This window comes from Burkholderia sp. A9 (genome assembly GCF_000801975.1).
Genome location: NZ_JSZN01000004.1, coordinates 176,763 through 190,592, shown reverse-complemented (window position 1 = coordinate 190,592; position 13,830 = coordinate 176,763). Strand labels below are relative to the sequence as shown.

Genomic DNA, 13,830 nt, shown 5'->3' with positions numbered 1-13,830 from the left:
AGACGTTTTGAAATATCAAATGAGACAATGGAGGGGTATTGGGATTGCACCTTTTGGTGGGGCTCTGTTTAATAAAAGGTTTTTCTTAATATCGGCGAAATTGGCGGTGATTTTGACGATGTTTGACAAATAAATGGCGGCTGTTTGTAATTTTGAGAGACCGTTTCTGAAAATTGATGGATATAATCCGTTCGCGATTTTGGTAAGGGAGATGGATTTAATTCCAGTCGATCCGAAAAAAGAGAGCGGATTGCGGAAGTGATGGAGACCCGCCAGTCGCATAGAACGATAGTGTCGATCCCGGGCCGGACACCCGGCTGGATCGAACACTGAATAAAGAGAGCCGGTCCAGAACTGGCGGGCGCGTTCGAGAACGCTATCGATCCCGCAGGCCGTGCATGAGAGAGCAGAAGTCCATTCGCTACGGGGAAGTATCAAAATGCCGTGGAACATCCTGTCCGTATTCGGCGCTCGACCGCAAGCCGCCGCGATGCCGCAAGTCGTCGACGTTGTTGTCGCGATGCCGGCACTCGAATCCGTCGTTCGTCTGAACGACGTCACCCCCTCCAATGGCCCGGGCAAATAGTCCCGTACGCCGTCGACGTTGCCGCGCATCCGCCACGCGCCCGGCGACACCTTTGAAATTGAATCTGTAAGGCCGCTCGAGCGGCATCGATAACCAGCAGTTGAAGATCGTCCGCATCGACGCGGATGCGTCGTCACGCGCGGAAATCGTTACGCATGTTCTCGTATCGGTTGGTTGGCCAGCGCGGCCGGAATGCTCGAGAGCACACGAAAATTCGCACTACTGATTTGTAACGCAGCGCTACTTGAAAAAAGGGGAAATACGATATGGAGAAGAAGCAGATTTCGATGCTCGTGGCGGCGATGTTCGCCGGAGTAGGCATCATGAGTGCAGGGCTTGTTCATGCGCAGAGCAATTTCGTCGACCGCGGCAATCCGGACAACGCGCTCAACGGGCAGTGTATCGACGGAACGAACCCGCTTTGCGTTGCGACCAAGAGTGGCCAGTATGTCGCTGTGAGCACTGCGAGCTATACCGCGGGCAACAACGCGAAGGCAGGCGCCGCCGGCATCGCGATCGGCGATCGGGCCAACGCGAACAGCAAGGACACCAGCAGCGGTGGTGGCGGTGCCACCGCAATTGGCGTCGGTGCACAGGCGCTTGCCAATTCGGCGACGGCGATCGGCACGGTCGCCGTGGCGCAAGGCAACACGGCACTCGCGATCGGTCGTCAATCGGCCGCAGTCGGCGATTACTCGATGGCGCTCGGCAACGTCGCGGATGCGCACGGGAAGAGCTCGATCGCACTCGGCCATTCGGCGCTTGCGCAAGGCGATCGCTCGGTCGCGATCGGCGGAGCGAATCCGACGGCGAGCGACGGCGTGTCGAACGGTGCAGCCTATGACGCCGCCACGCAGACGCGTGCGGCCGGCACGCAATCCGTCGCGATCGGCGCAGGTGCTCAGACCAAAGGCGACAACCAGATCGCGATCGGCTCGGGCAGTGTCGGTGCGGCGAACAACACGAACCAGCCGGTGTTCGGCGGCACGGCCGCACCGGTCGGCGGCGCGGTTTCGTTCGGTTCGATCGGCAACGAGCGTCAGCTGAAGAACGTCGCGGCCGGCGTGGATGGCACGGATGCCGTCAACATTGCGCAGCTGAAGTCGGTCAACGACGGCCTGACGACGAGCATCGGTAGCGTCGATTCGCGCGTGACGAACCTGAGCACGACGGTCGGCGGCCAGATCACGACCATCAACACGTCGCTGTCGACGGCAACGACCAATATCACCAATCTGCAAGCGGCCGACCTGCTGAACGTGAAATACACCGACAGCACGCACACCGCAATCTCGCTCGACGGCAATGGCGGCACGACGATCGGCAACGTGAAGGCGGGTGTCGCCGACACGGATGCGGCAAACGTCGGCCAGCTGAACAGCGGCCTGTCGACGGTGCAAGGCAATGTCAATACGCAGATCACCAACCTCGGCTCGTCGCTGAGCACGTCGATCGTCGCTGCGACGAAGGACGCGGTCCAGTATGACAGCGGCGCGCACGACAGCGTGACGCTCGGGGGCGCGAGCGCCACTTCACCGGTCGGTCTGCATAACGTGGCGACGGGCACCGCCGACACGGACGCGGTGAACGTCAAGCAACTGAACAGCGGCATCAGCACCGCGGTTGCACCGATCAACCAGAACATCACGAACCTTCAGACGTCGCTCAGCACGACGAATCAGACGGTCGACAACCTGAACACGAGCGTCACGAACATCGGCACGTCGCTGAGCACGGCCACGTCGAACATCACGCAACTGCAACAGGCGGATACGCGCAACGTGAAGTACGACGGCCAGTCGGGCTTCGATACGGTGACGCTGCAGGGCACCAACGGCACGACGATCAAGAATGTCGCGGATGGCAAGGATGTGCACGATGCGGTGAACGTCGGCCAGCTCGACGGCGGCCTGTCGTCGCTCAGCACGAGCGTGACAAACAACGTCAATTCGCAGATCAGCAATCTCAGCACCACGATCAACAGCCAGATCGGCGCGGCCACGAAGAACGCGGTGCAGTACGACGACGACGCTCACACGAGCGTCACGCTCGGCGGGCAAGGTGCGAGCGGCCCGGTGAGCCTGCACAACGTCGCGGATGGGGTCGCGAACAACGATGCCGTCAACATCGGTCAATTGAACGGTGCGATTTCGCCGATCCGGTCGTCGCTGTCGTCGGCCGTGACGAACATCACCAACCTGCAAGACAATGTGACCAGCCTGAGCACGTCGCTCGGCACGACCAACCAGAACGTCACGAACCTGAGCTCGAGCCTTGCCGGCACGCAGACGGACGTGTCGAGCCTGCAGGCGGCCGACAAGCGAAACGTGAAATACGACGGTGCGGAAGGCTTTGATTCCGTGACGCTCGCGGGCCCGAACGGCACGAAGGTGACGAACGTCAAGGCGGCCGAGCTGTCGACGACGAGCACCGATGCGGTGAACGGCTCGCAACTGTATGCGACCAACCAGACGGTGGCGAAGCAGGGCGACTCGATCACGCAGATCGGTGGCCAGGTCACGCAGAACACGACCAGCATCGGCGCGCTGCAACAGGATGCGCTGCAATGGTCGGCAGCGGCCGGCGCATACGATGCCTCGCACGGTAGCGGTTCCGCGCAGAAGATCACGAACGTTGCGGCCGGCGATGTGTCGGCGACGAGCACGGACGCAATCAACGGCGCGCAACTGCAGCGCGTGCAGGACCAGATCGGCACGCAGATCGGCGGGGCGACGAAGAATGCGGTCGTATACGACACGGATACGAACGGCAATCGCCTGAATTCGGTGACGCTCGCGGGCGGGGCTGCCGGCGCGGTGAAGATCGCGAACGTCGCGCCGGGTGCGCTCGACGCGAACAGCACCGATGCGGTCAACGGCTCGCAGCTGTACGCGACCAACCAGAATGTCGCGACGCAGACGACACGTGTCGATAACCTGACGACGAACGTGTCGACGCTGACGAGCAACCTGGCGACCACGAATACGAACGTCACGAACCTGCAGCAGGCGGACAAGCTGAACGTCAAGTACGACGGAAGCGACAAGAACACCGTCACGCTCGGCGGTGCGGGCCATGTCCCGGTCAAGTTGTCGAACGTCGCGGACGGGGTGGCAAACAGCGACGCCGTCAACGTCGGTCAACTGTCGAAGGTCACCGGCAATCTGCAGCAGCAGATCACCACGCAAGACGGCACGATCACGTCGATCGATCAACGCGTGACGACGAACACCACCAGCATTTCGGCGCTAAAGCAGGACGCGCTGCAATGGAATGCGACGCTCGGCGCGTACGACGCAAGCCACGGCAGCAGTGCGCCGCAGCAGATCGCCAACCTCGCGCAAGGCGTGAAGGGCACCGACGCGGTCAACGTCGATCAGTTGAATAGTGCGGTGAAGGAAGGCGTCGGCGCGCTCGATTCGCTCGCGGTGAAGTACGACGATGCGAGCAAGCGGCAGGTTTCGCTCGGCGCCGGCAACGGCGGCGTGCCGGTGCGCGTGACGAACGTCGCGGAAGGTGGCGTCTACGCCGGCAGCAACGATGCGGTGAACGGCTCGCAACTGCGCTACGCGACCGACAGCGTCGCGGCTGCACTCGGCGGCGGTGCCTCGGCGAACTCGAACGGCTCGATCAATGCGCCGAAGTACGACGTCGGCGGCGACACGTTCAACAACGTCGGTGACGCGCTCGGCAACATCGACCACCGCGTCGCGATCAACGCGACGACGATCCAGAACCACGAAACGCGTATCGGCAACGCGGAAACGAATATCGTCAATAACACGACTGCCATCGCAGGCTTGCAGCAAGACGCGCTGCAATTCGATCCGGTCGTCGGCGCCTACAACGCGGCGCGAGGCGGCGCGGCCACGAAGATCTCCAGCGTGGCGGACGGCCATGTCGCGGCGGGCAGCACGGACGCGGTGAACGGCGGTCAGTTGTTCGGCGTGAAATCGGATCTCGAACAGCAGATCACGAACGTGTCGAACCAGGCCGGCGAGGCCGTGAAGAACGTCGTGAAATACGATGTGGACGCGAGCGGCAACCGTTTGAATTCCGTGTCGCTCGTCGGCGGCGACGTCACGTCGCCCGTCGTGTTGAAGAACGTCGCGGCCGGCGTGGCCGATACCGATGCGGTGAACGTGAAGCAATTGAAGGGCGTGCAGTCCAACATCGACGTGCTCGGTGCGCTGGCCGTCACGTACGACGACAGCTCGAAGCACGTCATCACGCTCGGCGGCGGTGCGGGCGGCACGAAGATCACCAACGTGCAGGCCGGCACGCTCAGCGCAACCAGCACGGACGCGGTGAACGGCTCGCAGCTCCACGCGACGAACCAGCAAGTCGCGCAGAACACGACCGACATCTCGAACCTGCAGCAGAACGTGACCAATGTCGCGAACGGCAAAGCCGGCCTCGTGCAGCAGCAGGATCCGAACGGGCAGATCACGGTCGGCGCGGGTACCGGCGGCACGTCGGTGAATTTCGCCAACGGCGCCAACGCGGATCGCGTGCTGACGGGCGTGGCCGCGGGCGTCAACAGCAATGACGCGGTGAACCTCGGTCAGCTCGACAGCGCGCTCCAGGGCGTCAGGGCCGACCAGCAGGTCAAGGGCGTCGCCACCGATGCGAACACGAACTGGATCGCCCGCGCGGATGCGGGTTCGTTCGGATCGACCGCGACGGCTACCGGCAACAACTCGGTGGCCGTCGGGCAGGGCTCGGTTGCGGATCGCGACAACACGTTCTCCGTCGGCGCGACCGGCAACGAACGTCAGGTCACCCATGTCGCGGCCGGTACGGCGCCGACCGATGCGGTGAACGTGCAGCAGCTCAATGACAACGTCGCGGCAGCGTCGGCGGCATCGCGCGGCTACACGGATCAACGTGTCGGCCAGGTGTACAACGACCTGAACACCGTCAAGAAGGACATGTTCGGCGGCGTTGCGTCGGCGATGGCCGTTGCCGGTCTTCCGCAGCCGACCGCACCGGGGCGTTCGATGGTGACGGCCGCCACGGCGAACTACCGCGGCCAGCAAGGTTTCGCGGCGGGTTATTCGTATGTGACGCAGAACGAGAAGTGGGTCGTGAAAGCGTCCGTCACGGGCAACACCCGTTCGGACTTCGGCGCGGTCGTCGGCGCAGGCTACCAGTTCTGACGCAAGCCGACATCGCGTGGCCGCGCACGTCCGTCAAGTGCGCGGCGAGCGGCTGCGAACCTGCCCGTTCGGGGCGGTTCGCAGCCGGCAGGCGACGAAGCGACTCATGCCGGACCGGCTGCCGCATCCCGCCTAAGGTGGTGCTTCGCGCCGCCCGATCTCCGCGGCCGTTTAGCGCTCGGTGAACCGGCGCAGGCAAGCGGATCCGATAGCGGGCACGGCGCATCCCGTTACGGGGCGGCGCTGCAATCGCCCTAGGCGTGGTGCCGCTCGGATGACCGCGGCGCGTCGCCCGTTCCGATCCACGACAACGACATTCGCAATAAAAAATGCGAGGACAACATGGCTTCCGGGGAAGTCTATCTTTCGACCGACCACATCGAGCCCGCGCTGCGGGACGAGTACTGGCGCGACGTCACGCGGCCCATCGCGGAAACGTCCCTGATAGCGGATCACGGCGACGCGCGTCTGGCAGGTACGCTCGTGTCGCGCATGGTCGGCGAGATGCTGCTGTGGCGTGCATCATTCAATGCGCAAGCGTACCGGCGCGATCGCCGCACGATCGAACAAAGCGGCCTCGACCAGTACGTCGTGCAGCTCGTGCAGGAGGGCGCGCACGTCGGCCATTTCGACGGCGTCGACGCGCGTGCGCAGGCGGGAGACATCTATGTGATCGACCTTGCCCGGCCGCTGAGCAGCCAGGTGGACCCGGGCGCATCCCTCGCGGTCGTCATGCCGCGCGACGGGCTCGAGCGGGTGGCCGACGGACGGAATCTGCACGGCGCGGTGCTTGGCGCGGACAAGGGAACCACACGCCTGCTCGCCGACTATCTGAGAGGGGTGCACCGGGTCGCGGCGCATGTGTCGACGCCGCAGGCGACCGCGGTGCAGGACGCACTGGTGGCGCTGCTCGCGGCCGGGTTACTGGACGCGTCACACGGGGACGACGTGGGCCTCGCGACGCACGGCACCGTCCTGCGCAGACGGATCGTGCGGTACATCGCGGGTCACGTAACGGATCGCGATCTCGGCCCCGAATCGCTGATGGCGTACTTCCGCATTTCGCGTGCGCACCTGTATCGCGTGTTCGAGATGGACGGCGGTGTCGCGCGGTTCATTCGCGCCCGCCGTCTCGATCTCGCGTATCGGGCGCTTGTCGATCCGCGGTCGAGCGGGCAGTCGATCAAGGAAATCGCGCTGCGCCACGGTTTTTCGAGCAGCGACCGGTTCGTGCACGCGATCCGTCAGCGCTTCGGCATGACGGCGAGCGAGATCAGGATGGGGCACGCGAAGCTCGCGGCGCCCGCGCATGATTTGTCTCGGTTGCACGGTTATTTCGCGCGTTACGCGGTGGTGCCGCAGCCGGAACCGGGGACGAGCGACCGATGATGTCGTATCCGGCGAGCGCAGGCTGGTGCAGGGGCGCGCGGTCGGACCGATGGCCCGTTTGCCGTTCAGTGCATGAAGGCGTTGCGCTCGGTTGAAAAAAAGCCACACGAATGTGGCTTGTGAAGGCACAAAGATCGGACACGGGGGTGCCCGATTCGTTAATTATCTTACTAACGCGAATCAAGATGAACGGCGCGGGCGGTGAATCGTCTCTTTAATTACGTTGAAGTGTCCCATTTCGTCGAATGATCGCAGTATCTCGATTCGCGCGTAATGCGCATTACGGAATTCGACGCGTAATAACCATTCGAAAACTTATTCGTTAGATGATCGACGCGTGCGCGGTATGGTTCGATGATTTGGCGTGCGGCGCACCCGTACGTCGGCGCGCCAACGGTTGCATCGCCGAAATTCGCGCGACAGTGGCGTGCGATACCCCCGCCTTCTTCTCTACGGAACCCGCTTCGATGAAAACCGTCCTCCGGAACCTGACCGCCGCCTGCCTGATCGCCGCCGCGGGTGCGGCGTTTGCCACCACCGCGCCGCAGGGTGCTGCGGTATCCAGCGCGTCGAGCGGCGGCGTGCATCTGCCGCCCGGCATCGCGTGGCAGCAGGGCGACGTCGATGCGGCCTTCGCGCTGGCGAAGCGCACCGGCAAGCCGCTGCTGCTGTACTGGGGCGCGGTGTGGTGCCCGTCGTGCAACCAGGTGAAGTCGACGATCTTCAGCCAGCAGGCATTCAAGAGCCGCTCGACGTTCTTCGTGCCCGTGTATCTCGACGGCGATACCGAAAGCGCGCAGAAGCTCGGCGAGCGCTTCAAGGTGCACGGCTACCCGACGATGATCCTGTTCCGCCCGGACGGCACCGAAGTGACGCGGCTGCCGGGCGAAGCCGATCTCGACCGCTACATGCAAGCGCTGTCGCTCGGGATGACGGCCACGCATCCGGTGCGGCAGACGCTCGCGAACGCGCTGAACAACGGCGCGTCGCTGACGCCGGACGAATGGCATTTGCTTGCCGACTATTCGTGGGACACCGACGGCGCGCTGCCGGTGCCGGCCGACCGTGTCGCGGTGACGCTGCAGACGCTGTCGCAACGTGCGCGCCCAGCCGGCGCGAAGGCGGACGCCGCGCGGTTCGCGCTGAAGTCGGCGGTGGTCGCGGCATCGGACGATCCCGCGCAGGCCGGTGCGCTCGACAAGGCCGTGCTCGCCGATGCACTGCGCGGGGTGCTGCGCGAGCCGGCGCTGTCGCGGGCCGATTCGGACGTGCTGGTGGCGGCGCCCGCGCGGGTGGTCGCATACCTCGGCGGCGACGCCACGCAGCGCGCGACGTTGCGCGCTGCGTACGACACGGCGCTCGCACGCCTGTCGACCGACACCACGCTGTCGTCGATCGACCGGCTGATGGCGTTGCACGGCCGCGTGCTGCTCGCGCGCGGCGACGCGCACGACGGCGCGCCGCTCGCTGCGCCGGCTCTGGTCGACACTGCCCGCAAGCAGATCGCGGCATCGGTGCAGGGCGCCGCGAATGCGTACGAACGCCAGGCGCTCGTCAGCGAAGCCGCGGACACGCTGACCGACGCGGGGCTCTACGACGAATCGGATGTGCTGCTGAAGGCCGAGTTGCCGCGTTCGTCGACGCCGTACTACTTCATGTCAGGGCTGGCCGCGAATGCGAAGGCGCGCGGCGACAAGGCCGCGGCGCTCGACTGGTACAGCAAGGCGTACGACTCGGCGAGCGGACCGGCGACGAAGCTGCGCTGGGGCGCAACCTATTTCGCGAATGCAGTCGCGCTGGCACCGGACGATGGGGCGCGCATCGAAGGGATTGCCGCAAGCGTGCTGGCTCAGGCGGGCAAGACCAAGGATGCCTTCTATGGTGCGAACCTGCGCGCGTTGACCAAGGTCGTCACGCAACTGAACCGCTGGCGCGGCGGCGGCGCGCACGATGCGTCGGTCAGGTTGGTCGTGAAGCAGTTCGACGGGGTGTGCGCAAAGCTGCCGGCGGGCGATCCGCAGGCAGCGGCATGCACGAAGCTGATTCAGCCTGTGAAGGCGTAACGGCGCGCGAGGGCGCGGATCCCGCGATTACTGGGCCGATTCCGGCGCCGCGCTGCTGTTACCGTCATACCCGGCGCGCTGCTGACGGGCGATCTTTGCTTCGGCGGAAACGATGCTGGCCGGATAGAACCAGTCGCTGGGCTGGAAGCCGGCCTGCTTGAGCGCCTTCACTTCGGCGTGCACCTGCGCGCGTGTCAGCGGTGGGTTCGACTGTGCCTGGGCGGCGAGCGGCGCGGATACGGCCAGGGCAATGGCAACTGCATGGATCAGGCGCTTCATGATCGGGACCTCCATGTTTCCGACTGGGCGGCCGGGCTTCGGGCGACGAAGCGGCGGCGGTTGAAGGCAGTGTAGGCCTGGCCGTGTGCGGGAAAAATGCGATCACTCCCAACGCAGTGTTCTGCTGTCGGTAACAATGGGTGGGCGGTAGCAATGGGTCGGCGCTAGCGCGCGATGCCGGATGGCGGTGCATGGCGGACGTCGAGCCGTTCGGGCCACACGGCAGCATGGTGCCCAACGAGTTCGGGCGATCGGACGGGGCGAGCCGGTCGGAGGTGAATTCCGAGCGATACGCCCCGGTTTGCATGCAGGCCGATCGGGCCGACGCTGTGCGACGTGATGAGCGCCGCGCTGCGTGTTGCCTGCCAGGCCAGTCGAACGGCCGTGACACGCAGAAGGAGGCTTGAGGAGCGGAGCGCCGGCCGGCGTCGATGCGGCCGGCCGGAGTGGGGCAGCGTGCGGAACGCTGCCCGATGTGGGGGCTTACACGAGGCCCGTCGTGTAGTACACGGCGATCACGAAGAACACCGCGAGCGTCTTGATCACGGTGACCGCGAAGATGTCGCGATACGACTCGCGGTGCGTGAGGCCCGTGACCGCGAGCAGCGTGATGACCGCGCCGTTGTGCGGCAGCGTGTCCATGCCGCCGCTGGCCATCGCGACCACCCGGTGCAGCACGTCCATCGGAATGTTGGCTGCCTGCGCGCCCTTGATGAACAGGTCCGACATCGCTGCGAGCGCGATGCTCATGCCGCCCGACGCCGAACCGGTGATGCCGGCGAGCGAGCTGACCGACACGGCCGCGTTCACGAGCGGGTTCGGAATGCTCTTCAGCGCGTCGCTGACGACGAGGAAGCCCGGCAGCGCGGCGATCACGCCGCCGAAACCGTATTCCGACGCCGTATTCATCGCGGCGAGCAGCGCGCCGCCGACGGCGGCCTTCGAGCCGGCTGCGAAGCGGTCGCTGACGCGCTTGAACGCGGTCAGGACGACCAGCACGATACCGAGCAGCAGCGCGGCCTCGACCGACCAGATCGCGACGACGGTCTTGATCGACGTCGTGACCGGCGTGTGCACGCCGGGCAGCACGTCCGGCGCAACCGTGTACGACGCGGCGCCGTACCACTGCGGGATCAGCTTGGTGAACGTGAAGTTCGATGCACCGACGAGGATCAGCGGCAGGATCGCCAGCGCAGGATGCGGCAGTGCCGTCGCTTCGACGCGCTCCGGTTCGTTGATGAGCGACGTGCCGTAGCCTTCGCCCTTCGCCATCGCCGAACGGCGGCGCCATTCCAGGTACGCGAGGCCGACGACGATGATGAACAGCGAGCCGATCGTGCCGAGCGCGGGAGCGGCCCAGGCGGTCGTCTTGAAGAACGTGGTCGGGATGATGTTCTGGATCTGCGGCGTGCCGGGCAGCGAATCCATCGTGAACGAGAACGCGCCGAGCGCGATCGCGCCGGGCATCAGCCGCTTCGGAATGTTGCTCTGGCGATAGAGTTCGGCCGCGAACGGATATACCGCGAACACCACGACGAACAGCGACACGCCGCCATAGGTGAGCAGCGCGCACACCGCGACGATCACCGCATTCGCACGCGAGCGGCCGATGTAGCGGATCGCCGCATGGACGATCGACTCGGAGAACCCGGACAGTTCGATCACCTTGCCGAACACGGCACCGAGCATGAACACCGGGAAGTACAGTTTGACGAAGCCGACCATCTTCTCCATGAAGATGCCGGAGAAGACCGGTGCGACGGCGGCGGGTTCGATCAGCAGGACCGCGCCGAGCGCGGCGATCGGCGCGAACAGGATCACGCTGTAGCCGCGATACGCGGCGAACATCAGGAACGCCAGCGCGGCGAGGACGATCACGAAAGACAAGGGAGTCTCCTAATGGCTTTGAATGGCTTTGGTTGTTGTTCGATCGCGGGACGCGCCGCGGACCGGCTCAGGTTCGTGCAGGTTTCGTGCCATCGGCCGGATTGCGCCGCCGGACATGGGTCCGACGCAGGCTGGCGGGCCTGCGCCGGCCAATGTCTGATGATTCTACATAAAACGTCTCCATTCGGAGACGATCCGGCCGCCCGGGATGCCCGATGAAGCACGCAGGGCTTTCCCGGACAAGCCATTCCGGCGTGTCTCCGAAATGAGATAATCCGTCTCGTTCCGGAGACATCCGGCCAAGCATACGCGGAGACGACGACACGATGATGAACGACTGGGCCCGCCTGCCCGTCAATTACGGCGACGTGCTGCGGCGTGCCGCCGAGTCGCTGTTTCGGACCTTCGAAGATTCGAGTGCGGGCACGGTGGTCGTCGATCGCGATGCGCGCGTCGTGTGGATGAACGAGCGTTACGCGGCGCGCTTCGGGTTCGCCGATCCGCAGCAGGCGGTCGGCCTCGACTGCGAGGCCGTGATTCCGAACAGCCTGATGCGCGAGGTCGTGTCGAGCGGACAGCCGATCCTGCTCGACATCATGGAGACCGGCCGCGAGCCGCTGGTCGTCACGCGCCTGCCGCTGAAGAACGAGGCGGGCGAGACGGTCGGCGCGATCGGCTTCGCGCTGTTCGACCAGTTGAAGACGCTCACGCCGATCTTTTCCCGCTACGTGCAGCTGCAGCAGCAGCTGATCGCGACGCAGCGGTCGCTTGCGCAGGCGCGCCGTGCGAAATACACGTTCGCGAGCTTCGTCGGCACGAGTGCCGCGAGCCTCGAAACCAAGCGGCAGGCGCGCCGCGCCGCGCAGGTCGATTCGCCGGTGCTGCTGCTCGGCGAAACGGGCACCGGCAAGGAACTGCTCGCGCATGCGATCCACGCAGCGTCCGCACGCGCGCTCCAGCCGCTCGTGACCGTCAACGTCGCCGCGATTCCCGACACGCTGCTCGAAACCGAATTCTTCGGCGCGGCGCCGGGTGCGTATACCGGTGCCGATCGCAAGGGGCGCGTCGGCAAGTTCGAGCTGGCCGACCGCGGCACGTTGTTTCTCGACGAGATCGGCGACATGCCGTTGCCGCTGCAGGGCAAGCTGCTGCGCGTGCTGCAGGACAAGGAGTTCGAACCGGTCGGCTCGAACCGGATCGTGCGCGCGGACGTCCGGATCATCGCCGCGACGTCGGCCGACCTGCCCGCGCTGGTCGCGGACGGGCGCTTTCGCGCGGATCTCTACTACCGGCTCAATGTGCTGACGATCCATGCGCCGCCGCTGCGCGAGCGAGCGTCGGACATCGCGGCGCTCGTGTACGCGACGCTCGAGGAACTCGCCGCGCAGCACGGCCGCGCCGCGCACTGCGAACTGACCGACGATGCGCTGCGGATGCTGTGTGCGTACCCGTGGCCCGGCAATGTGCGCGAGCTGCGCAACACGCTCGAGCGTGCGCTGATGTTGTCGGACCGCACGGTGATCGATGCGGGTGCGCTCGCGCCGTTCCTCGGGCCGGTGCGTGTCGCGCCGGACAGCATGCCGGCGGGCATGCGGGCTGCTCCGTCGCAGGTCGGCCTGGACGCGGGCGACGCGCCGGGTGCATCCGGTGCGCCGGTCGTTTCGTATACCGATGCATTGGCCGCGTGGGAGCGCCAGTTCCTGATCGACGCACTCGCGGCGTGCGACGGGAAGGTCGTGGAAGCGGCCGCGCGCATCGGTATCGGTCGGGCGACGCTCTACAAGAAACTGGTGGCGCTGGGGATCGACCGATAGCAAGCGGTGGCGGATGCGGTCGGACATGACGAGCGGCACCCGGGAAGTGCCCAACAGGAGACAACGATGAAACGAATCGGCATCGCCGGATGGCTTGCCGTGCTGGTGGCGACGTCGGCGGTCGCGCAGGGCGACGACGCTGACGCACCCGCTGCGCGGCGCAACTGGTACAACGATCCGTTCGTCGCGTTGTCGCAGGACTTCGCCGAATGTCCGCTGCCGCTCGGCCCGTGGATGACGCGCGCCGAGATGACGGACGACGCGCATTACCGCGCCGAGCGCGGGACCACCTGCTGGCTCGCCCACCGCTGCACGAAACCGAATTCCTATATGTATGACGCACCGATCGCCGCGGCTGCGAAAGCGCATTTCGCTGGCTCCGATCGCCTGCAGGGCACGAGCCTGTGGATCACCGTGCAGCGGCGCTTCATTTATGTCGAAGGGTGTGCCGATCCGGCCTTCGATCGGCAGGCGCTGCAGCGCGAACTCGGCGCGCTTCCCGACGTCGAGCAGGTTTTCGTTCGCATCACCGACGATCCGCACCGGGCCGTGCCGTACAAGACGCGCGGACGGCCCGACCGGACACCGGAATGAACGCGTGATGAGCGTGCATGGCATACTCGCGACATTCAAAAAATGGTTGACGGAAAGAA

8 protein-coding genes are annotated in these 13,830 nt (G+C 65.4%); 5 read left to right on the top strand and 3 right to left on the bottom strand.

Going from position 1 to position 13,830, the window contains the following annotated elements; genetic code table 11:
- Window positions 1-15: 15 nt before the first annotated feature.
- On the bottom strand, window positions 16-723 hold the full coding sequence (locus tag PI86_RS16805; RefSeq protein WP_152608028.1) for a hypothetical protein: 708 nt from the start codon (window positions 721-723) through the stop codon (window positions 16-18).
- 129 nt (window positions 724-852) lie between these two features.
- Here PI86_RS16805 and PI86_RS02775 point away from each other — a divergent pair, with 129 nt between their 5' ends.
- The 3 genes from PI86_RS02775 to PI86_RS02765 all read left to right on the top strand — a co-directional run bounded on the left by PI86_RS02775 (window position 853) and on the right by PI86_RS02765 (window position 9,197).
- Window positions 853-5,745, top strand: coding sequence for a YadA-like family protein (locus PI86_RS02775; protein ID WP_039318526.1), 4,893 nt, complete (start codon window positions 853-855; stop codon window positions 5,743-5,745).
- Between the two features lie 342 nt (window positions 5,746-6,087).
- Entirely contained in the window at window positions 6,088-7,134 is a 1,047-nt protein-coding gene (locus PI86_RS02770; protein ID WP_039318525.1) for a helix-turn-helix domain-containing protein, read from the top strand.
- A 467-nt stretch (window positions 7,135-7,601) separates the two neighbouring features.
- A complete protein-coding gene (locus tag PI86_RS02765; protein WP_039318524.1) occupies window positions 7,602-9,197 on the top strand; it encodes a thioredoxin family protein in 1,596 nt (531 codons plus the stop codon).
- 27 nt (window positions 9,198-9,224) lie between these two features.
- Here PI86_RS02765 and PI86_RS02760 read toward each other — a convergent pair whose 3' ends face one another.
- On the bottom strand, window positions 9,225-9,476 hold the full coding sequence (locus tag PI86_RS02760) for a DUF4148 domain-containing protein (RefSeq protein ID WP_039318739.1): 252 nt from the start codon (window positions 9,474-9,476) through the stop codon (window positions 9,225-9,227).
- A 483-nt stretch (window positions 9,477-9,959) separates the two neighbouring features.
- A complete protein-coding gene (locus PI86_RS02750; RefSeq protein WP_014900831.1) occupies window positions 9,960-11,363 on the bottom strand; it encodes a GntP family permease in 1,404 nt (467 codons plus the stop codon).
- 326 nt (window positions 11,364-11,689) lie between these two features.
- Here PI86_RS02750 and PI86_RS02745 point away from each other — a divergent pair, with 326 nt between their 5' ends.
- Together PI86_RS02745 and PI86_RS02740 are read left to right on the top strand one after the other, a co-directional pair.
- On the top strand, window positions 11,690-13,177 hold the full coding sequence (locus PI86_RS02745; RefSeq protein ID WP_039318521.1) for a sigma-54 interaction domain-containing protein: 1,488 nt from the start codon (window positions 11,690-11,692) through the stop codon (window positions 13,175-13,177).
- A 66-nt stretch (window positions 13,178-13,243) separates the two neighbouring features.
- Window positions 13,244-13,771, top strand: coding sequence for a hypothetical protein (locus PI86_RS02740; RefSeq protein WP_039318520.1), 528 nt, complete (start codon window positions 13,244-13,246; stop codon window positions 13,769-13,771).
- Window positions 13,772-13,830: the final 59 nt, after the last annotated feature.